This is a genomic window from Pirellulales bacterium, assembly GCA_036267355.1.
Classification (GTDB): domain Bacteria; phylum Planctomycetota; class Planctomycetia; order Pirellulales; family DATAWG01; genus DATAWG01.
Genome location: DATAWG010000006.1, coordinates 1 through 26,161 on the forward strand (window position 1 = coordinate 1; position 26,161 = coordinate 26,161).

Consider the following 26,161-nt stretch of genomic DNA (forward strand, 5'->3'; position numbering starts at 1 on the left):
AAGTTGATGTTCACTCGAAATCCCTCCGTGGCTGCGGTTTCGTTGTTCCTGAACAAACATGAAACACCGCAAAACCGCCGAGGGATTTCGTTTTCTTGAAATTGCTCGCGAATTCACCCAAGAGAGTTCGCTTGATTAAGGATTAGTTCTGACCCTTTTTTATGCGGTCAAGGAAATTAATTCTGACCCCTCTTTTGTTTAGTTCTGACCCCTTTTTTGTTCGAACCGCGCGCTGACGCGGGTGGAAATTCCGCCGCGCGGGGTGAAGTCGGCGATGAGCGTCATTCGCCGCGGTTGGATCGCCGCCACGAGGTCGTCGAGGATGCGATTGGTGGCGTGCTCGTAAAAAATTCCCTCGTTGCGAAACTGCTGCAAATAGAGTTTCAAGCTTTTTAGCTCGACGCAACGGCGCCCCGGCGTGTAGGTGATCGTCAGCGTGGCGAAGTCGGGCTGGCCCGTTTTGGGGCAAACCGACGTGAATTCGGGGCAGACGATTTCAATCGTGTAGTCGCGGCCGGCATATTGGTTGTCGAACATTTCGAGGATGCTGCGGAAATTGTCGGTCAAAGACGGGGCTCCTATTCGGGTCAGTTTTATTTTGGCATGATGGCAAGTCGGCTGGAAGTGGGTGGATGGTGCGCGATGCAAGTTGAAGGGTCTATAGCGGGGTATCCCAGGCTCCCAGGGAAGGCCGGGGGTGGTTCGGGGCAGTGGAGAACGGGTTGCGGGCCTTCCCTGGGTTTGGGGGGCGAAATGGTGCTATGCGAATTGCTGAGATTTTTTGTTCGCGGCAAGGGGAAGGGATGCTCAGCGGCACCCCGAGTGTCTTCGTGCGCGCAAGTGGGTGCAATCTTCGCTGCCGATTCTGCGACACGCCGTACACATCGTGGAATCCCGAGGGAGACGATCTTTCGGTCGTCGAAATCTTGCGCCAAGTCGCTGGCGCCGATTGCCGCCATGTTGTCGTCACCGGCGGCGAGCCGATGCTGTTTGCCGAGTTGATTCCGCTCTGCGAAGGGCTGCGGCAGGACGGGCATCACATCACGATCGAGACTGCCGGCACGCTTGTTCTACCGGTCGAATGCGACCTGATGTCGATCAGTCCGAAGCTATCGAATTCCACGCCATCGGCGGATCGCGCGCCGCGCTGGCACAGCCGGCACGAAGCATCACGGCACGTGCCGGAGGTGGTGCGGCGGCTGATGCGCGCATACGAATATCAATTGAAGTTCGTCGTCGAGGCACGCTCCGATTGCGACGAAGTGGAAGCTTATTTGTGCGAGTTTCCGGAAATCGATCGCCGGCGAGTGTTGCTGATGCCGCAGGGCGTCGAGGTGGCCCAATTGGCCGAACGCGCGCAATGGCTCGCACCGCTGTGCGCCGAACGCGGGCTAACATTTTGCCCCCGCCGGCATATCGAATGGTATGGCAACAAGCGGGGGACGTAGACCGCCGGCGACGCTCTGCGGTCAGACGAGCTTGCGAACCACTTGCAGAAACACGATGATCGCCCCGATGCCGGCCAAAACCGTCTTGAGTTGATCGCCGAACGTGTGGCCGGCGATTTGTTCCCAACTGATGTCGGCGGGCTGGGCCGTTCGGGGTTGACCGGAGGTCGAACTCGCGTTTGCGCCGCCAGTCGAATTCGCCGTCGGCGAGGGCGGCATCGGCGGCAGGGGGCTGATGATCGCCGCGAGCGGACCGGCGCAATGCGGATCGATTTGCGCGGGGCCAAGCGGTGATTCCTGCGGCGCGCCATCCGGCATTGGGGGCGGCGGAAGCGTGGTCGCGTAAGATTGAGAGCCACCAGGCGGCGTGCTCATTGTGCCGATCGGCAGCGAAATTGGGGGAAAGTTCGTCGTGCGGGGCCAACTGCCTGCGACGGCGCTTCCGGCTGTCGCGGCCCTGTTCGCCTGGTTCACCAGCGGATTGTTTGGCGACGGCACTATTCGCAGCGGAGCGGTTGAAGCGACCATCGGCGCGGCGCCTTGGCCGATCGAATTCAGAAACAATCGCACCCGGCCGCAATAGGTTCCGGACGTGTCGCCGTCCCCTTCGCCGAACAAGACGCCTGCCAATTCGCCGCGGCTATTGAGGATCGGGCCGCCGGAATCGCCGTGCCGCGCGGCCGCGTGCAGTTCGACGATTTCGTAGGGCAGATTCGGTCCCGGCGAAAGATATTCCGTGCAGGGCCCGCTGATGGCCCGGTAGTTTCCCGGACCGTAGCCGGCGATTGTGAGGATGTCGCCGGGCCGCGGCGCTTGGGTGGCGATCGGCACCGGCGACACGTGCGGCTTCCACACGGCGACGGCCGCCAAATCCCAATCGCGGTCGGTCTTGAGCACGAAGCCGGGCGACTGAAAGCCGTCGGGAAATGAAACGATTACATTGCCGACGGCATCTCGCACGACGTGCCAATTCGTCAGCACCAATCCGTGCGACTGGCTGACATCGACGAGCGTGCCGGAGCCAAGCGAAGCGCCATCGCGCTCGGGCGCCGTGACTCGCACCACCGCCGGATGCGGCGTCTGCGGAGCAGCCGACCAAATGGCGAATTGCGCGAAAGCGTTCGCAGGAACAACGAGGGCGAATAGGAGTGCCGCGGCGAATCGCCGGGCGCGCAGAGGAATGTCGTGCCGCGCCAAGCGGGGCGCGGCTGGCAAACGTCGGACCGTATCAACGTCCGGCCGAAATAGATTCATCGGGGGCGGGAGGATTCGAGCGGCCGTGTCAGCGTTTGAGCTGCGGATGGTGCGGCGGGGGCAGCGATGCATGGGAGCGGCGAGTTTCCCGTTGCACGATCAGCCGCAACAGCTTTCGGCGGAGGCGGTCCTTTTCAGACTCGGCGCCGTCCGTCAACGGTTTGATGGTTTCAGGCATCGGAATTTGCTTGGCTTTCTCTGGCAGCGGATTGGCCCGGTCGGGGACGGAGCGGGATTGCGTGTCCGGCCGTGAAAGAATGGGGACAGGCGCCTCGCGGCAGTCGTCTTTTCGGGCTTCTTTCGATTTGGCTTGGAGCCAGTTCCCATTGTTTCGCAAGTTCTCATGCTGCGATCGGCCGGCCGCCTTGCAGGTCGGCGTCGCGCGGCGGAAATTCTTGGCCGTTGTTGTACTGGTCTTTCAGGCGTTGCAATTCGGCGCGCAAGGCCGTCTCCGCCAGCTTTGCCAGCGTCATCCGCGCCGGAAAACCGGCAAGATGGACGGCCGCGTTGCGAGCTTCGTCCAAAACATCGACCGGAAGGTACAACGTCGCCCGGACCTTTGGGCAGTCGTCGCGTCGGGAATGGTGGTTCATCATGGGTGGGGAAAAAACGTCTGACGTTTCGTAAGTTGCCGCACTATGGATGAATGTCGGACGTTTTGGCGGTCGGAAATAAGCGTCCCGCCGAGCGACGGAATTTCTTACCAGCGCTAGAGTTTGCGCAATTCGGCGCACTCGATTCTTACGGGCGCAAACGGCCTTGCGCTTAAAAGTCGCTATAGTCAATGCAACCTGTTTTTCTTATGCAATCAGTAGACATAGCGTATCCTGCCTAATATATTATGTTCTGCAAAGCGCCCAAGCTGTGGAGACTCACATGATTCGTAGGCAGTCGCGAGCCGTGGAAACGCTATCGCCGTCGCGAGGTTTGCTAGCTTCGCTTTGGCGGCACAAGGGAAAAGGCGCGGCTTGGGCCTTTGCGATATTAGCGGCGACGGTTGTTGTCATCCTCTATTGGCCGCGGGGTTATCGCTCGGAAGCGAGGCTCTTCGTGCGGCTTGGCCGCGAGAGCGTGAGTTTGGACCCAACGGCCACGATGGGTCAAACGATCGCCATCAATGAATCGCGCGAGAATGAAATCAACTCGATTTTAGAAGTGCTGAAAAGTCGCGACATCGCCGGTCGCGTGGTGGATATGGTCGGACCCGAGTTGCTGCTTGACAGTTCGAATCGGCCCACTGGTTTGCGGAAGCAGCCGGAATGGTTGGGCGATGCAATCGGAGCGTTGCCCCGCTTGGACAAGTTTCCGGTGTCGGATCGCGAGCGGGCCGTGACGCGGCTCGAAGATCATCTCGAAGTGTGGACGCCCAAGAAGACCAGCGTCATCGGCATCCGCTATCTGGCCGCGACCCCGGAAGCGGCCCAACGCATCGTGGCGTCGGTGTTGGAAATTTATCGCAGCGAGCATGAGAGGCTGCATCATTCCGACCGATCATACGGGTTCTTCATGGAGCAAAAACACCTGCTGCAAGACGAGCTGCGTCAAGCCCGCGATCAACTCGAAAATGCCAAGAGCCAGCTCGGCCTGACATCGATCGAAAGCCAGCAAACCACCATTCAGGACGAGATTCGGGCGATCGAGGCCCAATTAGTCGGGGCTCGGTCCGAGCTGGCCGCCAGCGAAGCGAAAGTCGGCGCTTTGAAGCGGGCACTCGATGTCGTGCCCGCTCGAGAGGTGACGCAAGATGTCGTCGGCTTTCCAAATTTAGGCACCGATGCGATGCGTGATTCGCTCTTCAAATTGCAGGCCGCGCAAGCGGAGATGCAGTCGAAATACACCGCCGAGCACCCGCTGATGGTCGCGATGAACGAGCAAATCCGCAAATTGCAAGCGATGCTCGACCAACAACCCAAGGAACGCACTCAATCGACGACGGCTATTCACCCGGGCCATCAACAGTTGGAATTGTCTTGGCTCACCGAGCAGGCGAATTTCGCCTCGCTCGGGGCGCGGGTGAAGAAATTAGACGCCGAGCATCAATTGGCCGTCGCTCGGATCAAGGATCTGAACCGCAAGGAAGGCGGCATCGTGCAGGCGCAGCGGCAAGTCGATTTGCTCGAGGCCAATTACCGCACTTACGCCGAGAAGCTCGAGCAAGCCCGCATCGATCAGCAACTCGATTCGGAGCAGATTTCGAACGTTGCGGTCATTCAGCCGGCAACGTATGTGGCCAAGGTCGCCAGTCCGAATCGGCCGTTGGTCGCCGGCTTGGGGGCGATTTTAGCGGTCGCCGGCAGCGTATTGATTTGCATGCTGGCCGACTACCACGACCATTCGTTGAAGACGGCGGACGACGTTGAAAAGAGTCTGGATTTGCCCGTTCTAATGTCCATTCCGAGGCTGTCGCGAGAGAACATGTCTTGGAGCCGAGTTGGAAAGGGGCCGAATGATTCGAAGCACTGATTCCCTGGCCGCTTCCGAAACGAACGGCCGGCCTGCCGCGACGATTCAGCCCGCCGAAAGGCGCGGCGCTCCGGAGCTCGACAAGCATTTTGTCGGCCTCTATCAACGATCGCTCGCCCTGCGCAACGGGTCGCCGCAAGCCGGGTATGCGATCGGCGTTACAAGCTCGCTGCCGGACGAGGGCGTAAGCACCGTGGCGATCGGATTAGCAACCTGCGCTGCGCTGCTTGGCGGAGCGCCCGTGTTGCTGATCGACGCCAATTTAGGCCGCCCGTCGCTTGCTCGAATGTTCGAGATCGGCGACGAGCCGGGGCTGTTCGAGGTTTTGACGGGCACGATGGAGGCCGGCGATTGCATTCGGCCGTCGAATTGCGACGGACTTTCATTGATGACCTCAGGCTGCTGGACTTCAGGCATCCAGCCGGCATATGTGCCGAGCGCATTGGCGGCCCTGATCGGCGAGTTGCGAGGGTGCTACGCAACGATTGTGTTCGATCTTCCGGCCACGGAAGAATGCAGCCCATCGGGCGTGATCGGCAGCATGCTCGATGGTGTGCTGCTGGTCGTGGAAGCCGAGCGGATTCCGGATGAAACGGCTCGGCGGGCGATGTTGCGGCTCCAGCGAGCGAACGTTGCCATTCTAGGCGTGGTGTTGAACAAGCGCAAGTAACTCGCGGCTTCTCGCCGGATCGCGGCGCTAGCCCAACTTGGTTTTGCACTTTTGTCACCCCTGCCCTGTTGTCGTAGCGATGGAAATCAAGAATCTACTCAGTCTCCGCAAGCGTCGGTCCGAACGGCCGACCGGTTTGCGCCGCACGTCCGCAACCGCCCCGCCAAGGTTTCAATTCAAAACGCGCCGTCTCGATCGTTCCAGCGGCGTGCCCGGGGTGCATGCTCCCGAGCAGATGCGGCAGGTTCTAGCACGAGAACGGTTTGATTGTGATCGAGCCGGTACGACCTTGTCGTTGTTGGCGTTTTTCATTCCGATTGGCGCGGCCTGCGAGGGATGGTCGCAGTTGGCGAGCGTGCTCAGTTGGCGAGTGCCGCGCTCCGAGGCGGTGGGCCTGCTTGGGGCCGACCATCTGGGCGTTGTCTTGCCGGATACATCGATCGCCGACGCGCACGCCATTGCTCGCGAGGTGTTGGATGCGGTCGCCGAGCAACACGAATGCGAGTTCGACTATGCCGTGCTGGTCTATCCGTCGCATGAATTCGCGGCCCAGGCTGACGACGATGGCGCCGACAAGCCGGAGGAACCGCTGAACGCGCATCCGATGGAAGCCTTGTTCGCGTTGCCGATGCCGAGTTGGAAGCGGTTGATCGACATCGTGGGTTCGGCGATCGGTCTTGTGCTGCTCTCGCCGCTGCTGTTGGTGGTTTCACTGGCGATCAAGTTGAGTTCGCCCGGCCCGATCTTCTTCGTGCAAGATCGAGAAGGCATTGGTGGTCGGCGGTTCAAGATTTTCAAATTGCGAACGATGCACGTCGACGCCGAACAGCAAAAGTCGGATCTGCACGAACTGAACGAACGCGATGGACCGGCGTTCAAGATTCGCAACGATCCGCGTGCCACGCGGCTGGGAAGGGTCCTGCGGAAAACGTGCATCGACGAGTTGCCGCAGTTGTGGAATGTGGTGAAGGGCGATATGTCGCTGGTCGGTCCGCGGCCGCTCCCTTGGGAGGAATCGCGGGCGTGCGCTCGTTGGCATCGGCGCCGATTGGATGTGGCGCCGGGCCTCACGTGCACGTGGCAGCTCCATGGCGAGATCGGCATGCCGTTCGATGTGTGGATGCGAATGGACATCGACTATGTCGAAAACTACTGCCTTTGGACCGATGTGAAATTGGTCTTGCAAACGATGTGGCGCATCTTGCTGATGCGGGCTTCCCATTAAGTGGCGTCCGCCTCGAAGCGCGCCGTTGAAGTAGAACTGATCATGAACACTGCCATCTCCAACATTGTTGCCGAGCCGCCGCCAAGCCGGCGCGTTTGGATGGTTGGCATTTTCGCGCTGCTTTGGGCGGTATTCTATTTGGCCACGCCGCTGGATGTTCGATTCACGGTGAGCGACACCTACGATGCGGTCAACGGCGACATGTCGGACGAGGACCGTGCCGAAACCAATGTCGAGATGGCGACGCACGCGAATATGGCGCGTGAGCTTTCGCTGTTGGCGCTTGCGGTGTTTGGCGTCGCATGCTTGGCATCGCGCGCAGAGCGTCGGGTGGCTCCGCGCATCGGCGGAGTGTTCATTCTCGGCTTCCTGGCTTGGACGCTTGCAAGCGCCGTATGGTCGGGCGAGACGGGAACGACGCTTCGCAAGGCGGCCGTGTTGGGCTGCCTTTCGATGGGAGCCTTGGGTGTTGCGAAGCAATTTTCGCTGCGACAGATCGCGTGCTTCGCCGTGTTCGCCGGCGGATTGCTGCTCGTCGCGGATTTGTCGAGTGAACTGGCGCTCGGCAATTTTCAACCGCTCGACCCTGAATATCGCTTCACCGGTTTGACCTGGCCGGCATTCAATGCCTGGATGCTTTCGATAACGTTGTTGGGCGCGGCCGTTCTGTATCCGACCGCCGGGAAGTGGCGAACCGCGCTTGTGGCGCTTTCCGCAGCCGCGCTGGGCGCGATCTTGATGGCAAAGACACGGGCGAGCACCGCGGGATTGGTCGCTGGAGTTTCCGTATACGCGGCGCTGACCTGGCCCCCGCGCCGCACTCTGCTCGCTTTGTTCGCAGGCATCACGTGCATTGCGGCGGGCATCATGGTGCTTTCGCTGACGACCGGGAATGCCGGCGCGCGGCTGGTCGACGTGGTCAATCTGGGGAGATCCGAATCGGCAGAGGGAATTTCCGGCCGCTCGCAGTTATGGGAAGATCTCATGCCTTTCATCGCCGACCGCCCGCTGACCGGGTATGGCTACGAGAGCTTTTGGACGCCCAGCCATCTCGTCCAAATCGGCGAAGACAACTGGGGCGCTCCCGATGCACACAACGGATACATCAACCTGACTCTCGGCATCGGATTGATCGGGGCGGCGGCCTACGTGCTTGTGCTGCTTTTCGGATTCTGCACCGCTTGGATCCGGAGCATTAAGGCTCGCTCTGCCGACTACGCCTTCGCGTGCGGCACGATCGTCGTGTCGGCGATCAACGCGGGTTTCGTTTCCACGCAGCTATCGCCGGCGCTCTACAGCTTCGTAACGTTGGCGATTCTCGCACACCTGGGATTCATCGCCGAACCGATCGGCAAGGACCTGCCGCGAACATGACTGCGACGAACGTGAATCCCACGAAATTCTCGATCGTTATCGCCACCTATCGCCGGCCGGCGATGTTGCGCGACACGTTGCTCAGTCTCCGCACGCTCAAGATTCCGAGCAGCGTGGCGCTCGAAGTGCTGATCGTCGACAACGATCCTGGCCAATCGGCGGTCGAGGTGGCGAACGAATTGGCCGCCGAATGCGAGCAGAGCTTTGCGCTGCGATATATCGCCGAGCCGCGGACGGGCCTCAGCCATGCGCGCAATCGCGGGATCGAAGAGGCCGAAGGCGACTTCATCGGCTTTCTGGACGACGATGTGTTCATTTCCGAACACTGGCTCGTCGCCATGCTCGATTGCCTCGAGCGGACGGGAGCGGTCGCGGTAGGCGGTCCCTATGTGAATCACTGGGAAGAAGAGCCCGATCCGACAGTGCTCGCCTGCCAGTATCGACTCGTGGCCCCGGATTGGGGCGAGCACGAATGCACGTACCAGGGACGAGCGACCCCCGGTGGCGGCAATGCCGTTTTCCGCCGCCGCGTGTTCGACACCGGATTGCGATTCTCTCCGGAATTAGGCCGAATCGGCAACCTGCTGCTATCGGGCGAAGACACGGAGGTTTTCCGCAGGCTGCAAAAGCAGGGCGAGCGCTTGTGGTACTGCCCAAACGCCCCGATGCTCCACCGCATCTCCGGCGAACGATTGACCCAAGCATACTTGATCCGTCGCAGCTTTTGGTTCGGCTATTCCTACGCCATCATCGATTCACGAATCGATGGGCTTGCTGCGCAACTTTTGTACGCCGTTGCAAGGCTGGGAAAGCTGTCGCTGGTCGATACCTGCCGGTTTGCATTTGCCAAGCTCCGCCGCAGTGCGACGGGTAAGCTGATTGCTCGGTGCTCGATCGCCACGCAATGGGGCTACTTGCGGGCAACTTTTTTTCCGCTTCCGATCACCGACAACCCGCCGCCCGCGGCAGTCGTCGGCGTCGAATCGCAAACCTCGGAGGCGCCGACCGTGTCTGCATGACAGGTCTCGCGGCATGTAGAGCCGCGGCCTGCCGGACGGCGAACTTCATGGAATCTCACGGTCAATCCTTGTTAGCCGATCGGCCACAGCCGGTCGTTGCCGACCCGCTCGCGCCGCCGCGCTCGACGCGGGACTCGGCCATTACGGTATCGCGGATTTCCGGCCGTGGACTGACCGACGAGCAAATCTGCGCCTGGTCGAAAATACAATGTGGAATCAAGGAACTCGATAGCCCGTTTTTGCATCCCCACTTCACCCGGTCTGTGGCCGCGGTGCGCTCCGACGTGGAAGTCGCTGCTTTGGAGCAAGACGGGAAGATGGTGGGTTTTTTCCCTTACCAACGATCGCGGCAGGTCATTGGAAACCCCGTCGGTGGCCGATTGAACGACTGCCAGGCGTTGATTGCCCGGGCGGACCTTCGCTTGGATCCGAGTCGAATGCTGGGAGCATGCGGCTTGCTGACGTGGAAGTTCGATCATTTGCTTACGACGCAATCGTGGTTTCAAGCCAGCCATTGGAATCTGCGTCGATCGCTGCAAATCCACGTGCCTGAGCGATTCGACTGCTCGGCGGCGGAAGGGCTCCGGTCGAGGCGCGTTCGCGAAACGCTCCGCAAAACGCGCAAATTCGAGCGCGAGCGTGGACCGATTCGCTTCATACTGCACGAGACCGATCCGCGCGCCTTCCAAGCGTTGTTGCGATGGAAATCGGCGCAATACCGGCGCACCGACGCGATGGATATTTTTTCGCTTCGCTGGCCGATCGAACTCCTCGAACGTCTCAACCAGGAACCGTCGGTGGAGCTTTGCGGCCAGTTGTCGGCCCTCTATCTCGGCGACCGCTTGGCGGCCGTCCACCAAGGGCTGCGCTCGAATCGCGTGCTTCACTCCTGGTTTCCAGCCTATGATCCGACAATTTGGCAATTTTCGCCTGGCATGATGCTGTTTGTGAGGCTTGCCCAAGAGGCCGAGTCGAACGGGATCGCACGGATCGATTTAGGGGCCGGCGAAGCCGGATTCAAGCAAAGCCTTGCGTCGTCGGCGACGATGGTCGCCACGGGCGCGGTGACGCGTTTTGCACTGCATCGCGGGGCCCAGCGAGGTTGGAACAGGACAAAAGCTTGGCTGCGGACGTCCCCGCTTCAGAAGCCGTGGCGGGCGGTCGCCGATCGGACTCGACCGCTGCGCGACTGGTTCGCCATGCGTTAGTCGCCGGCGGCGCAACCAAGAATCGGGATAAGGACTAAGCGTGAACGCCACCAAAATATTGCTGTGTCACAACTACTATCGCCTTCGTGGCGGCGAGGACCAGGCGTTCGAAGACGAAGCGCGATTGCTCGAGTCGCGTGGTCACGATGTGCTGCGATACACCGTGCATAACGATTCGATCGGCGGCATGAGCCGTGGGGCGGCCGCGAGGCGAACTTTTTCGAACCGGCAATCGTACGACGATCTTCGCACCCTCCTTCGCAAACAACGACCGGCCCTGATGCATTGCACGAACACGTTTCCGTTGATCTCACCCGCCGCCTATCGCGCGGCCCGCGACGCGCGAGTGCCGGTGGTGCAGGCGCTGCACAACTATCGGCTCGTGTGTCCCAATGCGCTTCTCACCCGGCAGGGGCGCGTGTGCGAGGATTGCCTTGGCAAAACATTCGCATGGCCGGGCATCGCGCACGGCTGTTATCGCAATAGCCGGCTGGCGACTTCCGTCGTGGCGGGAATGGTTGCCTTGCATCGCATCAAGGGCACATGGAAACACTCGGTCGATCTCTACTATACGGTCAGCGAGTTCGCTCGACGCAAATTGATTCAAGGCAACCTTCCGGCCGACAAAATCGCCGTGAAGCCGAATTTCGTCGATCCCGACCCAGGGCCGGGCGACGGCCGAGGCGGCTATGCGATCTTCGTCGGGCGCCTTTCGCCGGAAAAGGGAATCGACACGCTGCTGAACGCGTGGAACCGGTTGGCCTCCCAGCCGAATGGCATTCCGCTCAAGATCGTCGGCGATGGGCCGCTGGCTTCCATGGTGCGATCGGCGGCAGAACGCAATCCGCGGATCGAATGGTTCGGCCAACGGTCGTTGACGGAAGTGCTGGCGATGGTGGGTCGCGCGACGATGCTCGTGATGCCATCGATCTGGTACGAGACGTTTGGCCGCACGATCATCGAAGCCTATGCCACCGGCACACCCGTCGTCGCCTCGAATCTGGGCGCCATGGCAGAACTCGTCGTCGACGGCAAGACAGGCCTGCTTTTCGCGCCCGGCGATGCAGATGATCTGGTCGCGAAGATGCGAAATCTTTCGAGCGACGCAAATCGATTGTCGGCCATGCGCCAAGCCGCCCGGCTCGAATTCGAAGCCAAATACACCGCGGAAGCGAATTATCACCTGTTGCTAGACCTGTATCGCCGGGCGATCGAAAACCGTGGAACAGATCTGAACGGCGTGGCCGCCTCGAAAGCGCAAATTTCGGAGGCGGCGATCTGATGAACGTCACGACGGAAAACAAACGGACGAAATCGGCAACCCAATCCACCTGCCTTCTCGACGCGCACCTATGATCGATCGCGGAAAACACAATATCTTGGGAGTGCGCATCGACGCGGTGGACTACGCTGCCGCGGTCGATCGGATCGCGGAGGCGGCGATCCATCGCCGGCCGATGGCCGTCTCGGCGCTGGCCGTTCACGGAATCATGACCGGCGTGTTGGATCCCGTGCACCGCATCCGGTTGAATAACTTCGATCTGGTGGTCCCGGATGGCCAGCCGGTTCGTTGGGCGCTGAATCTCTTGCACGGCACTCGGCTCGGCGAACGCGTGTATGGGCCGACGCTGATGCTCGAGATGTGCCAATGGGCGACGGCGCACCATGCTTCGATTTTTCTATTCGGTGGCACCCGCGAGCAACTCGCGGCCCTCGGCGATCGATTGCGCGAGCGCTTTGCCGGTTTGCAAATCGCGGGCACTCGGCCTTCCGCATTTCGACGATTGTCGCCCGCCGAAGGCGATCAATTGGTGGCCGAGATCCGCAGCAGCGGCGCGGCGCTGACATTCGTGGGGCTCGGCTGTCCGCGGCAAGAGGTGTGGGCCTATGAAAATCGCGAGCCGCTGTCGATGCCGCTCTTGGCGGTCGGCGCCGCGTTTGCCTTTCACGCCGGCCAATTGTCGCAAGCGCCCCGGTTCCTGCAAGACCGCGGGTTGGAGTGGTTCTACCGCTTGGTCCGCGAACCGCGACGGCTGTGGAAACGCTATGCGCTGCTGAACCCGCTTTATTCCGCGTTGCTGCTCGCGCAATGGTCTGGCCTACGCCGTTTCAACCTGGACGACGCGCCGCGGCCGACGGAACTCATGTTGTACGGATAGACGCACCAATTCAAGGTTGGGTATGCAAGCCGCAAGTAAATCGATCCCCAGAGAGCCGTCGTTCAAGGATTGGTGCCGGCACAAGGCCGCGCAGATCGGCGCGGTGCTCACGCGCCTTCACCGCGCCCCGACCGATGCGTTTGCCATTATCACCTACCACCGGATCGCGCCTCGGATTGCCGGTACCCCCGCCCCGACGATCAACGTCGCCCCCGACCGATTTCGCACGCAAATTGCCGGATTGCAGCAGCGCGGCTACGTCATTCGTTCGCTGGCAGAAATGGTGCGGCTCAAGCGGCTCGGATTGCCGATACCACCGCGGACGGTGGTGCTGACGTTCGACGATGGCTTTGCCTCGGTCTACCGACACGCCTGGCCGATTCTGCAGGAATTGCAAGCGCCGGCGACGCTGTTTCTCTGCACCGCGTTTCTGGACAGCGACGCGCCGTTCCCCTTCGATCCTTGGGCAAAGGCCTACCGCGATCGCGTTCCTGCGGAAAGTTGGCGGCCATTGCGGAGCGAGGAATGCCGGGAAATGCTCGCCGGCGGTTTGATCGAATTCGGCGCGCACACGCACACGCATCAAGACTTCCGCTCGCGCCCCGAAGACTTGGCCGACGACTTGCACGCCTGCCAGCGCATTCTGCGCGACAAGTTTCGAGCGATCGAACTCGGCTTCGCGTTTCCGTATGGGTATTACGACGAAGGGCTGATGGATGTCGTGCGCGACGCCAAGCTCACCTGCGCTTTGACCGTCGATAGTTGGCTTGTGACACGCGACGCCGATCCGTTTGGATGGGGACGGTTCACGGCCCACGCATGGGACACGCCCGGCACGTTGGCCGCGAAGTGCGACGGTTGGTATAGCCGGCTGCTCGGCGGCTACCACGCCTGCATGGACACGGGCCGACGCGTGGCAGGCCGGTCTCCGCGAAAAATCTCCCGCCCAACTGCAATTCGGCCGTCGAACAAAACCGCTTCGGATTGTCTTCGATGAGCAACCCCGACGCGTCGATCGAACTGGAGGCGACTGCCCGGCTTTCGCTCCGCGAACAACTGGCCGGCGTGGCGCGGTATTGGTGTGGCGCCACTGCGCGCAAGGCGGTGGTGGCATTGGCCGATCAGGTGATCGTCAGCGGCGCGAGTTTTTTTACGACCGTGTTGATCGGCCGGATCTGCGGGCCAAGGGAATTGGGATTCTATTCTCTGGCGTTCGCGATCGTCGTGCTGCTGTACACGGTGCAGCAATCGGTGGTCACCGTGCCGTATACGATTTACGTACACCGTCTTCCACGCGAGGTGCGCCGGGATTATTCCGGCGGCATACTCGCCCACTGCGGATTGCTCGCGATGGCGTCGGCGGCCGGTTTGGCGTGCGCCGCGGTGCTCGGCATGCTGGGGGTTGGTCCGGCGGAATTGACACCCGTCTTTGGCGTGCTTGCCGCGACCGTTCCATTTCTCTTGCTCCGCGATTTCGGACGTCGCCTGGCTTTTGCCGATCTGCGGATAAATCGCGCGTTCTGGCTCGACGCGGTCGTGGTCGGCTTGCAACTGCTGTTGGTGGGCGGATTGGCCGTCGGCGGCCGGCTTTCTGCGGCGGCGGCTTTTGTCGCCGCGGGCGTGAGCTGCGGATTGGTTGCGGTCGCCTGGCTCTATTCGGTCCGATCGCAATTCGCTTTGGGATGGAACTCGACTCGGCAAGCATGGCAGCAAAACTGGGGCTTTTCCAAATGGGTCCTCGCCGATCAAACCGCTACGACCCTGAACACCTATGTCATGCATTGGCTGTTGGCGATCTTATTCGGCATCGCCGCGACGGGATTGTTCGCCGCCTGCGCGACAATTCTGTGCGTGCTCAATCCGATCGTTCTGGGCCTCAACAATGTGCTGATGCCGCGCGTGGCGATCGCCATTGCCGCCGGTAGTGCTGCCGAATTGCGGCGCGTGCTTTGGAAATCGACACTCGTGATCACCGCCACGACGGCGCTCTTCTGCGGCACGCTTCTCCTGTTCGGGCCACGAATCATGGGGCTTCTTTATGGCGCGGCCTACGCGGGCCAATCGCAAACGGTGTCGGTGCTCGCGATCGATATGCTCGTTTCGAGCCTGGCAATGGCCCCTGCCTATGCCCTATGGGCCCGGGAACGGTCGCGAACCCTATTTCAAGTGCGCGTGCTGCGGATCGCGATCGCCGTCGTCGTTAGCCTATGCCTGGCGGCGTCGCTCGGACCGATCGCCGCGGCATATGGCCTCCTCGTCGGCAGCATCGTCGCAACGACACTTACCTGTTGGCTTCATTACAAGATGTCGGCCATGAACGGCACACACCGGCCTCTACAGCCGATGGGAGGCATGGATGCAGGGGCTATGGAATCGGACCGTATCGCTTCAACGAACATTTGAAAGGCGGAAACAACATATGCAGCAGGATCTGTTGACATCCGAGATGATCGCACCACCGAAACCGCCGGACGTCCAACTCGGCCCGCGTTCGATCGTATCGCGGATCACGGGCCATGCCGCGGCCAGGCCACGCCACGCCGCGGTCGTTGACGACGGGAGCGCTATTACCTATCGGGAACTCGACATTCTTTCGCGGCGTTTGGCGGCGACTTTGATCGACGCCGGCGCGGGGCCCGATTGCTGCGTCGGATTGTTTCTCGATCGGTCGGTCGAATTCGTGATCGCGGCGCTTGCAGCGCTTCGGGCGGGGGCAGCCTATTTGCCGCTCGATCCCTGTACGCCCGCCGACCGAGCCGCGGCGATTCTGGCCGATGCCGGCGCGTCCGTCCTGCTCACACATCGCCGCAAAACGCGCGACTGGCCAAATGGTCTCTGGCGCATCGTCGAAATCGATGACGCTCCGGATGCATCGGCCCGCGACGATTCGATGGAAATAAGTGCGGCCGATATCGCTTCCGCTGCCACTGGCCCGCTCGAAGCGGAGCCTGAAAGCCTGGCATACATCGTCTACACCTCAGGCTCTTCCGGCCGGCCAAAGGGTGTAGAAATCACTCATGCGAATTTGCTCAACCTCATCGAATGGCATCAGGCGGCCTTCGAGATCACGAGTTCCGATCGCGCCAGCCAGATCGCGGGCCTGGGATTCGATGCGACGGCGTGGGAAATCTGGCCCCATCTCACGGCCGGAGCGACCCTCTACATTGCCGATGAAATGACGCGGCGTTCGCCGCAAACGCTTCGCGACTGGCTCGTCGCGATGAGAATCACCGTCGGCTTCGCTCCGACCATTTTGGCCGAACAATTGCTGCAAGCCCGGTGGCCCGAAGAAACCTCCTTGCGGCTGCTGCTGACGGGCGCCGATGTGCTCCACCGCCGGCCCCCCGCCGGGCTGCCGTTTGTCTTGGTCAACAACTACGGGCCGACCGAATGCACGGTGGTGGCTACCTCCGGAACCGTTTCTCCCGATACGGATATTGCAGGCCCGCCTTCGATCGGCCGCCCGATCGACAATGCCACCGCGCTGATTCTCGACGAACATCTGCGGCCGGTTCCGCCGGGCGAAGCGGGAGAGCTTTGCCTTGCAGGGGCTTTGGTCGGTCGCGGCTATCGCAACTTGCCTCAGCTTACAGCCAGCCGATTTGTCGATTATGTGGATCCTTCGGGCATGCCGACACGCATCTATCGCACCGGCGACCGAGCACGGCTTTTGGCGAACGGCGAGATCGCATTTCTCGGCCGGCTCGACGCGCAAATCAAGATTCGCGGCTATCGCATCGAGCCCGGCGAAATCGTCGCTTGGCTCGATCGTTTTCCGGGCGTGGATGCAAGCGCGGTCGCGGCCGTCGATAGCGCCGCGGCAGGCAATGCGTCTGAAACGAACGGCGCTCGAGGTCCGGTGCTGATCGGATGGATCGTGCCGGCCCACGATGCGAAATTCACGGCCGGCGACCTGCGCGAGTTTCTTGCCGGGCGGCTCCCCGACTACATGATTCCCGCGCAGTTTGTTCGGGTCGCCGAATTGCCGTTGAACGCAAACGGCAAACTGGAAAAAGCGGCGCTACCGCCGCCCTCGGCAGAAAACCTGTTGCCGAATCGCGAAGCCGCTTCAATGCCCGCCGCATGCGACACCGCGACGCATTCCCACGAGCCCATCGGCGCGGGCCACACGCAGCAACAGATCGGCGAGCTTGTCGCTTCGCTGTTGGGCCAGCCCGACGTCGCTGCGGACGACAATTTCTTCATGATCGGGGGCCACTCGATGCTCGGGGTGCAGTTGGTGGCTCGCATCCGCGACCTGTTCGGAGTGAAATTGACCCTGCGGCAACTGTTCACCGCGCCGACGGTCGCCGCGCTGTCTGCCGAAGTCGTGCGGCTCATCGAGGCAAACCATGGCTGACACGAGCGCCGAAGCACCGTTGAGCCTCTATCATCTGCTGGACCCGGAGGTTCTCGCCGACCCCTATCCGCTCTATCGCCGGCTGCGGTCGGAATCGCCCGTTCATTGGGATCCATACTTGCATGCCTGGATCGTGACGCGTTACGCCGACGTGATAACGGTGCTGACGCGATTTTCCGCCGAGCGGGCGCCTTCGCCGGAATATTTCGAGGCCCTCGGCGCCCCCGAGGTCAGCCCGGTTGCGAGGCTGATGGTCAAGCAAATGCTCTTTCGCGACGCGCCTGCTCATACGCGCTTGCGCAAGCTCGCGAGCGGGGCATTCCTGCCGGCGCGGGTGCGCGTGCTGCGCGATCATATCCAGGAAATCGCGGCGAAATTGATCGACGACATCCAATCCCGCGGGAACGGGGAATTCGATCTATTGGCCGACTTCGCCGAACCATTGCCGGCCATCGTCACCACTGAAATGCTCGGCGTGCCGGTCGAGGATCATGGGCGCTTGAAGACCTGGTCGGCCACGTTCGCCGAAATGCTCGGCAACTTCCAACACAATCCCGACCGGCTTCCCGCCGTGCTCGAGGCGGTCGAATGCCTGACCGCCTATTTTCAAGATGCCATCAACCGGCAGCGAAAACGGCCTTGCGAGGGGCTCCTGAACGTGCTCTTGACCAGCGAAGTCGACGGCGACCGCTTGAGCGACGAAGAAGTGATCGCCAATTGCATTGTGACCATGGTCGGCGGGTTGGAAACGACGACCAATCTCATCGGCAACGGCATGCTTTCGCTGTTGCGAAATCCACGACACTTGGCCCGCCTGCGAGACGAGCCCGAGATCATGCCGGCCGCGGTCGAAGAACTTCTGCGCTATGAGAGCCCGAGCCAGCACACGGCCCGGCTCGCGCCGGACGATGTCGAGTTGGGCGGCAAATGGATTCGCCGGCGGCAAGCCGTGATCGCCGTGATGGCGGCCGGCAACCGCGATCCGCAGCGGTTTCCCGATCCCGACACGCTTGATTTCGATCGGCCCGACAATCGGCATTTGGCGTTCGGCTGGGCGGCGCACTTCTGCTTTGGCGCCCCGTTGGCTCGCATCGAAGGCCACATTGCATTCGAGTCGCTGCTGCGTCGTTTTTCCGAGCTTCGGCTGACCGGCGAACCGCTCGTGTGGCGCGAGAACCTCGGCCTGCGCGGCCTGAAGGCGTTGCCCTTGCGTTATGTTCCCGCGGCTCATGCGCGCTGAGCCCCGGCCCCCAAACCCCTGACCGCTTTTCTGCCTCGCATGAGCATCGCCATCCAAACGGCATCGCCGCAACTACGAACGGCGACGTTCGACGAACATGCGTCGATCGTGCGGCTGGAAGGCACGGGCGCGCTGGAGAGTTTGCCGCTCGACGATTGGCGGAATCTCTGGCTGCAAAATCCGCTTTGGCCCAGGCTCGGCAACGATTGGCCGATCGGTTGGGTGCTGGAAGACGCGCGAGGCCGCGTCGCGGGATCGCTGTGCAACATTCCGACGAGATACACATTCCATGGCCGAGAGTTGATCTGCGCCAATGGCCGCGGCTGGGTCGTGGATCCTGAATACCGCGGGTTTGCGTTGTGGTTGATGGAAGAATATTTCAATCAGCGCGGCGTCGACATTTTCATCAACACGACCCTGGCTCCCTCTGCCGCGCCGGCATTCAGCACGCTATCCGATCGCATTCCGCTCGGCGATTTTCAATCGATCGCCTATTGGATTACCGGCTATCGCGGATTTGCTCGGAAGGCGCTGCAGAAATTGTGCGTGCCGCGAGCGGGATTGCTGGCGTGGCCCGCCGGGGCGGCCCTGCGGCTGAAGGATGCCCTGTTTGCGAAATCCCTTCCCACAGCCCCGCGGTCGATCGTCGTCGCGACGGCCGACGAATTCGACTGCCGCTTCGACGGTTTTTGGGAAGAGCTCGTTCGGCAGAATCCTGAAAAGCTGTTGGCCAATCGCGACCGCGCCTCGCTCACGTGGCATTTTGCGATTCCGCTGCGTCTGGGCCGCCTATGGATTTTGACCGCGTCGCGCGCCGGCCTGCTGCAGGCCTATTGCATCTTGAAACGGCAGGACAAACACGACGGCATCCGCCGAATGCAATTGGTCGACTATCAATCGCTCGAGCCGCACGACGATTTATTGCCTTGCCTGCTGCGAGCCGCGCTCCAGCGCTGCGCGGCGACGGGCCTGTTTGCCCTGGAGCACGTCGGCTGCGGCTTGCCGAAAATGCGGGCGTTCGACCGCTGGGCTCCGTACCGCCGCAAACTTCCCTGCTGGCCCTTCTACTACCGCGCCGCCGAGCCGGCGCTCCATTCCGAACTTGCTCTTCCAACGGTCTGGGACCCATCGACTTTCGACGGCGACGCCAGCTTCGATTAGTCCGGATCATTCATAGCGCCAAGAATTTGAGACACGCTCGAAATATTAGCCCGAAGCGTTAGCGAGGGTAAGGCTCGGCCGCCGCTCCGACGCAATTCTCGGTAGCCGCAGGCCGCAGAAGCGCGGGATCGCGGCAAAGAACCGTCGTCATCCACAAAGATTGGACCCGCCGGCGATCGCGCCGCTAAAATGCCGATCGGTTCGAACCAGGATCGGCCCATGCGCAGCCGGCCACAAAAACTAACGTAGCAGGCACACTCCGTGTGCCGTCTGCACCACGCAGTGCGTCGCGCAAAGAGCGGCGTCGCGCAAAGAGCGGCGCAGACGGCACACGGAGTGTGCCTGCTACGTTGGGCGCTGGTGTTTGGTGCGTGCATCCCTTGCTGAGCCGGCCCGCCGTCGCAGGCTGTGCATTCGCTGCAATCAGTCGTCTGCGAAAAAATTCAAGATTCTCGGAAAACCGTCGTCATTGGATGATCCCGCCGATTGGCGGTGGTCGAATTCAGAACAAGGCGGCCAGGCGGGCTTTGCTTTCAGTTCTGCGATCCAATCCAGGGGGGCTTCCTATGTCTCACGCCGCACACATCGCCGGCACGAGTTTTCTCATGCACCAGATGCTGGCGCCCCGAATGCCAAAGAAATCGGCCGAAAAAGCCGGCAAGCCATTCCCGTCCGGCGAATCGCTCGAAGGCGGAGCCGTCCGCCCGGTGAACGACGAGCGGCGGTTCGCGAGTGGCGATCCCGATGCCGGCAAATCCGACGGCAGCGATACCGAGGATGGCGACGCTGCCCGTGATAATGGTTCCGGGGCCCGCGGTTCGGACGAAAGCCACGCCCTCGATCTCACGATCTAGGCGTGTCGGCTTGCAGCGCTTCGCTCTCTCCGCTCATCGATTCTTGGCGGTCACGTGGCGCTCTCGATGCGTTCCAAGTCTTGAACGACGGAATCGTCGAGTTCGAGGAGAGCCGCGGCGGTATTTGCCTCGAGATGCTTTACCTTCGAGGTGCCGGGAATCGGGAGCATGACCGGCGACTTTCTCAGCAGCCAGGCGATCGCGATTTGCGACGGCTCGGCGCCCAACCGCTCTGCCACGCGATCCAACCGGCCGCCGGCCTTGGCGAGGCCACCGGTCGCCAGCGGGAACCAGGGAATGAAGCCAATGTTTTCGCGCGTACAGTAGTTCAACACTTCCTCGGAGTTCCGATCCACCAGGTTGTATCGATTCTGCACCGACACCACGGGCACCAAGCGGCGAACCGCCGTTATTTGCTCGACGTTGACTTCCGAGAGTCCGACATGATGGATTTTCCCTTGTCGCTGCAACTCGACGAGCGCCCCGATTTGATCTTCGAGCCCCACCTTGGGATCGATACGGTGGAGTTGAAAGAGTTCGATCCGCTCCAGCCGCAGGCGGCGAAGGCTGCCTTCGCACGCCGAGCGGAGATGCTCGGGGCGGCCGTCTTCAACCCATTGGTTCGGTCCGGGTCGTTGAAAGCCGGCCTTCGTGGCGATGACGAGGCCCGGCGGATAGGGATACAACGCTTCCGCGATCAGACGCTCGGCAACCTCGGGTCCATACGAGTCGGCCGTGTCGATCAGATTGATGTCGAGCTCGACCGCGCGCCGCAGGACAGCGATTGTCTCGTCGTGGTCGGCCGGCTCGCCCCACACGCCGGCGCCGGTGAGTTGCATCGCTCCAAACCCAAGCCGGTGGACCGCAAGATCACCGCCGATTTTGAATGTGCCGCTCTTGGCGGCGGGGCCAGCGAACGGTTGCGATAGAGAGGTCATGAAACACCTCGCCGGACTATTTTATCGCGCGCGACCGTGAACACATCGTCAGCGAACTCGTCGCCCGCGGGCAGACCTGCCGCATTCGAACGCAAAGGCCGTCTTTCAAGCGGGCAGGCAGATTGAAAGCGGGCAGGGAAGTTGAAAGTAGAGAGTAGATCGCGGGAGAAGCAACGTGGCGGCGGGCTTCAACTGGATATGGCTCGCTTCGTTTTCCGGTCTACTCTCTACTTTCTTTCTTCTCCGCTCTATTCGCCTTCGGCGAATCGGGGCGAGAGGATTTGAACCTCCGACCTCTACGTCCCGAACGTAGCGCTCTAGCCAGGCTGAGCTACGCCCCGATTGACGCGGCGCGCGGTTTCGCTGGAATGGCGATTCCACTCGTCGGACGCGCGAATTATGGCAGGTTCTCTCGAACGCGACAAGGCCGGCGAGCGGCTTGGGCTCACCGATTCAGCGGCTAATTCCCTGTGGTTCAAGTGCCCGGATGCCTGACGACGATCACCGGGCATGTGGCGCGGCGAGAGACGCTTTCGGCAACGCGGCCCATCAAAAGCTCGGTCAGGCCCGATGCCCCGTGGCTGCCCACCACGATCGCCTGGGCGGCAACTTCTCCAGCCAACTTGAGGATTTCGTCGGCGGGCTTGACCCGTTCCACCTCGCCGGGAGGGCCATACACCAAGCGGTGCTCGAACTTCACGTGCGGATCGGGCGGCACCACCGCATGCAGCTTCTTCAGTTCGGCTTTATCGGGCACCGGTTCTTCGTCGAAAAGCTCTCCAACCGGGTACTTCTCGTACGGCGACACATGCGCGATCAGCAAGGTCGCGTCGTGCTGGCGGGCCATCGAGGTCGCGACGGCCAGCGTCTGCGCGCTGCCGGCGGAATAGTCCGTCGCGAAAAGAATCGGTCCTGAAGGCATGGCGTTTTCTCCTCTTCGAACGGCTCGCCGCATCGCCGAACTGACGAGCGGCCAATTGGGTGGCTCCATTGAGGAATAGCAGAAAAATTCGCCGCGCCAATCCCACGGCGAAGCGCCGAGGCAGCTTGCGGGCAATCAATACTGGCTTGGCGACAATGTACAATTGGTTTTCAAACTCCAAGCATTATTGCATTGGGCCTACGATTCGCGGAAGCTGTAGGCGCGCGCGAGAGCCGGGCAACCATTTGAAATCCATGCATCCGAAAAAGGGCCAACGATGAAATCTGTCTTGAATCGAGTGCGGCGATTGGCAGTCCGCGGCACGGTCGTCGTCGGCTTGGCCGCTTTGGCCAGCGGCGCTCGGGCGGTCGAACCTGCCCAAGCGGCCGGTCAACAAGCACCGTCGTCGGCCGTCCGACATTTGCTCTATGTCGCCGAGCCGGGCATCCGCAATGATCTGCAATACGGCGGGGCCGGGATTTTGGTGTTCGACATCGATCGCGATCATCGCTTCGTGCGGCGGATCGCCACGCCCGCGAGCCGGGTCGCCAAGCCGGAAAATGTAAAGGGTGTCTGTGCCTCGGCCGCCACCGGCCGGCTCTATCTCAGCACGCTCTCGCGTTTATATTGTCTCGATCTGAGCGGCGACCGTCCGATCTGGGAGAAAACTCCGCCCGGCGGCTGCGACCGCATGTCGATCACGCCAGACGGGAAGACATTGTTCGTGCCGTCGCTCGAAGGAGCGTTTTGGAATGTGATCGACGCGGCGTCGGGCGATGTCGTGGGCAAGATTGAAACCAAAAGCGGTGCACACAACACCGTCTGCAGCCGCGACGGAAAGCGGATCTATTGCGCGGGCTTGAAATCGAAACTGCTTACGGTCGTCGACACCGAGAGCCGGAAGATCATCGGCACGGTCGGCCCGTTCAGCGGCGAAATCCGCCCGTTCACGGTGAACGCGGAAAGAACGCTTTGTTTCTGCACCGTGAATGGGTTGCTCGGTTTTGAAATCGGCGATTTGCGCGGCGACGATTCAACCAGCGGAAAAATGATCGAGCGTGTCGAGGTGAAAGGTTTCAAAACCGGGCGAAGCCAACGCCACGGCTGCCCGAGCCATGGCGTCGGCCTCACGCCCGACGAGCGCGAGGTGTGGGTGTGCGACTCGGCGAACCATCAGCTTCATGTGTTCGACGCCACGACGATGCCGCCGCGGCAGGCGGCCGACATCGCGCTGCGCGACGAGCCGGGCTGGGTCACTTTCAGCATCGACGGCCGGTTCGCGTATCCTTCGACCGGCGACGTCGTCGACACGCGATCGCGAAAGATCGTCGCCGAATTGAAAGACGAGAAGGACCGCAAGGTCGAAAGTGAAAAGCTCCTGGAGATCGATTTCGACGGCAATCGCGTTGCCGCTGCCGGCGATCAATTCGGCATCGGGCGTGCGCGGCTGAGGCCGCGCAATTGAACGCCACAAATGAATTGCCGAGCTTACAGATCTCCGGTATGGTTTTCCGCGTTGAGCCCGGCGGCTTTGAGATGGCCGGTTTCGTTGATGACCAGAATCTTGATGCGGGTGCGCGGCGTTTCTCCTTCTCCGTCCACTTGCATTTGGTCCCACGTCAGTTTGTTGATCGCGGCATTGAAGAAGCTGAAGGGGCTCATTTGGGCGGGGATTTGCAGCAGCGACCGCAGCGCGCCGGACAAGACGCCGCCATGGGCGACGACGACCGCAGTGCGGTGGCCGGCGGCTCGGATGGCCTCGAAGGCAGCTTGGCCGCGCTCGGCGACGGCGCGCCGTGATTCGCCGCCCGGAATGACGAAGTCGGGCGTTTGCCGCTGCCAATGGCTGGCCGCGTCGGGCCAGCGCTGTTCGATCTCGGGCCATTCCAGCCCTTGAAACTCACCGGCATTGATTTCCTTGAGGCGATCGTCGGTGCGGACCGTCAAATGGAGCGCCGCGGCCAATGGCTCCGCGGTTTGCATCGCGCGCCGCAGCGGACTGGCGTAAATCGCCTCGGCATCAATCGAACCGAGGGCGGCGGCCAAAGCGGCGGCCTGCCGCAAGCCCGTCGGCGAAAGGGCAACGTCGGACTGCCCCTGAATCCGCCGCTGGGCATTGAACAGGCTCTCCCCATGGCGAATGAAATAGAGCAGCATGGCGCGGGGACGGCTGTGAGACCATGAAGCGGCGAGACTGTGCGACGGCGAGACTGTGCGACGGCGAGACTGTGCGACGGCAAGACTGTGCGACGGCGAGACTGTGCGACGGCGAGACTGTGCGACGGCAAGACTGTGCGACGGCGAGACTGTGCGACGGCGAGGCCGTGCGGCCATGAGAGCCTCCGACAACTGCCGCGCCGGCAGCCTCTCCGCAGCCTCAATAGTCTATCCGACCGGTGTACTTGCAGCCAACCAGATAGGCCGGTTGGCCCTCATAGTCGGTGGGCGTGACGTGCATCACGCGGGCGGCGACGTTGATCACCACCGGTGGATTGCCGAGGGCGACGACGTAGTCGGTTTCGCTCGGTCGCACGGCGGAGAGAAACGAGAATCCGCCGGCGCTGATGTCGAGGCATTTCACGCGGCGAAACATTCGTAGCGGAGGAAGCCGGCCATTTTCGCTCGGCGCGATGCGCTGATAATAGGTAAACGATCTTCGCGGGCGGCGGCGGCGGTCGGTCCGCGATCCGCGCGGCAATGCATGGAATGGATTGCTGTCGGATTGCCATCCGACCGCTTCGTCGTCGGTCGAAGTGCCGGCAGCGGCAGTCGCTTGTCCGCTTGCGGCTGCCTTTTGCGATTCGAGTTCTTCGAGAACCACTTGCAGGCGGCGCGTCTGTTCCGCTTCGGCGGCTTGCAACCGGCCGACTTCTTCTTCGGCCACTCGCTGCTCGGTGATGTCGATTCCGGTCGCGAGAATTGTTTCGATCTCGCCGCCCGATTGCGAGAGCAGGCCGAACGACCACGCGATTCTCCGCCGTTCGGCATCTTTCGTCAGAAGATAACCCTCGTGCACCAAGGGTCCGGGATCGGATTTCAATTTGACGAAGATTGCTTTGAGGGCGTCGGCTTCGCCGGGAATGAGCAGGGCGCTCCAGACCGCGCGATCGCGGACTTCGTCGCACGAATAGCCGGTCATTTGCTCGCAAGCGGAATTCGCGCGAACGATCCGTCCTGCCGGCGTGAGAACGAGCACGAGGGCATCGACGGTTTCCATGATCGTCGAGGCAAATCGCCGCTGGTATTCCAACGTTTTGGCCGTCTGGTCCCGAGCGATATTCGTGCTCACCAGGTGCGCGATCATCTCCGCATACAGCAGGTCGTCTTGAGGAAACTGCCGCGGACGAGGGCTAAAGGCGCCGATCACGCCGTACGACTGATCGTGAGATCGAAGCGGCACCACGACCGCGCTGGCTATTCCTTGGCTCCAAAGCCATTCGTCGGCAAATCGTCCTTCCGTGGAAAAATCGGCCACCGTGACGACCTCACCCGCGTGCAGAGCGTAGGCCGCGAGCGACCGGCTCGGATCGAGGGAAAACTGACGGGTCAGAACCGAACGTCGTCGCGCATCGCCGTTCGGGGAATCATCCGGCGACGCAACCATCGCCAGACGCATTTCCAGCTTGGTGCGATCGTCGCACAATTCGGCGACGCCAAACCGTTCGACCGCCAGCGACTCGGCAACAAGCGCGGCGGCATCTTGCACCAGCAGATGCACGTTTGGCGCAACGGCACGGCGGCCCAATTCGACGACTGCCGCCTGACGGCGAGAGGCTCGGTCGCGGGATTGCGCGCTCGCGGCTGGCAATGCGAAGTCGGTCGGCAGACCGGTCAGATCGAAGGTTTGAGGCGTTTTCATGCTCATC

General features: G+C 61.7%; 24 protein-coding genes and 1 tRNA gene. 16 read left to right on the forward strand and 9 right to left on the reverse strand.

What is annotated here, in order from left to right:
• Positions 1–198: 198 nt before the first annotated feature.
• Positions 199–582 (reverse strand): preQ(1) synthase, encoded by a 384-nt coding sequence (gene queF / locus VHX65_01290; GenBank protein HEX3997162.1) that lies wholly within the window; start codon positions 580–582, stop codon positions 199–201.
• Positions 583–761: 179 nt separating this feature from the next.
• On the opposite strand from queF, the gene VHX65_01295 reads away from it, so the two are divergent.
• Positions 762–1,448, forward strand: a complete 687-nt coding sequence (locus tag VHX65_01295) for a 7-carboxy-7-deazaguanine synthase QueE (GenBank protein ID HEX3997163.1) — start codon at positions 762–764, stop codon at positions 1,446–1,448.
• Positions 1,449–1,469: 21 nt separating this feature from the next.
• Here VHX65_01295 and VHX65_01300 read toward each other — a convergent pair whose 3' ends face one another.
• From VHX65_01300 to VHX65_01310, 3 genes are all read right to left on the reverse strand, one after another.
• The gene (locus VHX65_01300) at positions 1,470–2,663 is read right to left on the reverse strand and encodes a serine protease (GenBank protein ID HEX3997164.1); all 1,194 of its coding nucleotides are present in this window, start codon (positions 2,661–2,663) and stop codon (positions 1,470–1,472) included.
• A 67-nt stretch (positions 2,664–2,730) separates the two neighbouring features.
• Positions 2,731–2,880 carry a hypothetical protein gene (locus VHX65_01305; protein HEX3997165.1) on the reverse strand — a complete coding sequence of 50 codons (150 nt, stop codon included), beginning with the start codon at positions 2,878–2,880 and terminating at the stop codon, positions 2,731–2,733.
• A 163-nt stretch (positions 2,881–3,043) separates the two neighbouring features.
• Positions 3,044–3,295: a hypothetical protein gene (locus VHX65_01310; GenBank protein HEX3997166.1), complete on the reverse strand. Its 252-nt coding sequence runs from the start codon at positions 3,293–3,295 to the stop codon at positions 3,044–3,046.
• A 283-nt stretch (positions 3,296–3,578) separates the two neighbouring features.
• On the opposite strand from VHX65_01310, the gene VHX65_01315 reads away from it, so the two are divergent.
• From VHX65_01315 to VHX65_01380, 14 genes are all read left to right on the forward strand, one after another.
• On the forward strand, positions 3,579–5,165 hold the full coding sequence (locus VHX65_01315) for a GumC family protein (GenBank protein ID HEX3997167.1): 1,587 nt from the start codon (positions 3,579–3,581) through the stop codon (positions 5,163–5,165).
• Positions 5,149–5,835 carry a CpsD/CapB family tyrosine-protein kinase gene (locus VHX65_01320; GenBank protein HEX3997168.1) on the forward strand — a complete coding sequence of 229 codons (687 nt, stop codon included), beginning with the start codon at positions 5,149–5,151 and terminating at the stop codon, positions 5,833–5,835. The genes VHX65_01315 and VHX65_01320 overlap by 17 nt, the downstream gene beginning before the upstream one ends.
• A gap of 289 nt (positions 5,836–6,124) precedes the next feature.
• Positions 6,125–7,060, forward strand: coding sequence for a sugar transferase (locus VHX65_01325; protein HEX3997169.1), 936 nt, complete (start codon positions 6,125–6,127; stop codon positions 7,058–7,060).
• 42 nt (positions 7,061–7,102) lie between these two features.
• Positions 7,103–8,434: an O-antigen ligase family protein gene (locus VHX65_01330; GenBank protein ID HEX3997170.1), complete on the forward strand. Its 1,332-nt coding sequence runs from the start codon at positions 7,103–7,105 to the stop codon at positions 8,432–8,434.
• Positions 8,431–9,453, forward strand: coding sequence for a glycosyltransferase (locus tag VHX65_01335; protein HEX3997171.1), 1,023 nt, complete (start codon positions 8,431–8,433; stop codon positions 9,451–9,453). The genes VHX65_01330 and VHX65_01335 overlap by 4 nt, the downstream gene beginning before the upstream one ends.
• Before the next feature lie 47 nt (positions 9,454–9,500).
• Positions 9,501–10,661: a GNAT family N-acetyltransferase gene (locus VHX65_01340; protein ID HEX3997172.1), complete on the forward strand. Its 1,161-nt coding sequence runs from the start codon at positions 9,501–9,503 to the stop codon at positions 10,659–10,661.
• A gap of 40 nt (positions 10,662–10,701) precedes the next feature.
• On the forward strand, positions 10,702–11,943 hold the full coding sequence (locus VHX65_01345; GenBank protein ID HEX3997173.1) for a glycosyltransferase family 4 protein: 1,242 nt from the start codon (positions 10,702–10,704) through the stop codon (positions 11,941–11,943).
• Positions 11,944–12,013: 70 nt separating this feature from the next.
• A complete protein-coding gene (locus VHX65_01350) occupies positions 12,014–12,820 on the forward strand; it encodes a WecB/TagA/CpsF family glycosyltransferase (protein HEX3997174.1) in 807 nt (268 codons plus the stop codon).
• A gap of 22 nt (positions 12,821–12,842) precedes the next feature.
• The gene (locus VHX65_01355; GenBank protein ID HEX3997175.1) at positions 12,843–13,817 is read left to right on the forward strand and encodes a polysaccharide deacetylase family protein; all 975 of its coding nucleotides are present in this window, start codon (positions 12,843–12,845) and stop codon (positions 13,815–13,817) included.
• A complete protein-coding gene (locus VHX65_01360) occupies positions 13,814–15,223 on the forward strand; it encodes a lipopolysaccharide biosynthesis protein (protein HEX3997176.1) in 1,410 nt (469 codons plus the stop codon). The genes VHX65_01355 and VHX65_01360 overlap by 4 nt, the downstream gene beginning before the upstream one ends.
• 16 nt (positions 15,224–15,239) lie before the next feature.
• Positions 15,240–17,180 (forward strand): amino acid adenylation domain-containing protein, encoded by a 1,941-nt coding sequence (locus tag VHX65_01365; protein ID HEX3997177.1) that lies wholly within the window; start codon positions 15,240–15,242, stop codon positions 17,178–17,180.
• Positions 17,173–18,420: a cytochrome P450 gene (locus VHX65_01370; protein ID HEX3997178.1), complete on the forward strand. Its 1,248-nt coding sequence runs from the start codon at positions 17,173–17,175 to the stop codon at positions 18,418–18,420. Before VHX65_01365 ends, VHX65_01370 begins: the two co-directional genes overlap by 8 nt.
• Before the next feature lie 39 nt (positions 18,421–18,459).
• Positions 18,460–19,581, forward strand: a complete 1,122-nt coding sequence (locus VHX65_01375; GenBank protein ID HEX3997179.1) for a hypothetical protein — start codon at positions 18,460–18,462, stop codon at positions 19,579–19,581.
• 566 nt (positions 19,582–20,147) lie between these two features.
• Positions 20,148–20,435 (forward strand): hypothetical protein, encoded by a 288-nt coding sequence (locus tag VHX65_01380; protein HEX3997180.1) that lies wholly within the window; start codon positions 20,148–20,150, stop codon positions 20,433–20,435.
• Between the two features lie 50 nt (positions 20,436–20,485).
• Here VHX65_01380 and VHX65_01385 read toward each other — a convergent pair whose 3' ends face one another.
• The 3 genes from VHX65_01385 to VHX65_01395 all read right to left on the reverse strand — a co-directional run bounded on the left by VHX65_01385 (position 20,486) and on the right by VHX65_01395 (position 22,295).
• The gene (locus VHX65_01385; GenBank protein HEX3997181.1) at positions 20,486–21,373 is read right to left on the reverse strand and encodes an aldo/keto reductase; all 888 of its coding nucleotides are present in this window, start codon (positions 21,371–21,373) and stop codon (positions 20,486–20,488) included.
• Between the two features lie 266 nt (positions 21,374–21,639).
• Positions 21,640–21,714: transfer RNA gene (locus VHX65_01390), tRNA-Pro, on the reverse strand.
• A 134-nt stretch (positions 21,715–21,848) separates the two neighbouring features.
• Positions 21,849–22,295 (reverse strand): universal stress protein, encoded by a 447-nt coding sequence (locus VHX65_01395; GenBank protein HEX3997182.1) that lies wholly within the window; start codon positions 22,293–22,295, stop codon positions 21,849–21,851.
• A 277-nt stretch (positions 22,296–22,572) separates the two neighbouring features.
• Here VHX65_01395 and VHX65_01400 point away from each other — a divergent pair, with 277 nt between their 5' ends.
• On the forward strand, positions 22,573–23,760 hold the full coding sequence (locus tag VHX65_01400) for a hypothetical protein (GenBank protein HEX3997183.1): 1,188 nt from the start codon (positions 22,573–22,575) through the stop codon (positions 23,758–23,760).
• A 23-nt stretch (positions 23,761–23,783) separates the two neighbouring features.
• Here VHX65_01400 and VHX65_01405 read toward each other — a convergent pair whose 3' ends face one another.
• A complete protein-coding gene (locus VHX65_01405; GenBank protein ID HEX3997184.1) occupies positions 23,784–24,452 on the reverse strand; it encodes a histidine phosphatase family protein in 669 nt (222 codons plus the stop codon).
• 220 nt (positions 24,453–24,672) lie between these two features.
• The gene (locus VHX65_01410; GenBank protein ID HEX3997185.1) at positions 24,673–26,154 is read right to left on the reverse strand and encodes a PAS domain S-box protein; all 1,482 of its coding nucleotides are present in this window, start codon (positions 26,152–26,154) and stop codon (positions 24,673–24,675) included.
• Positions 26,155–26,161 lie beyond the last annotated feature (7 nt).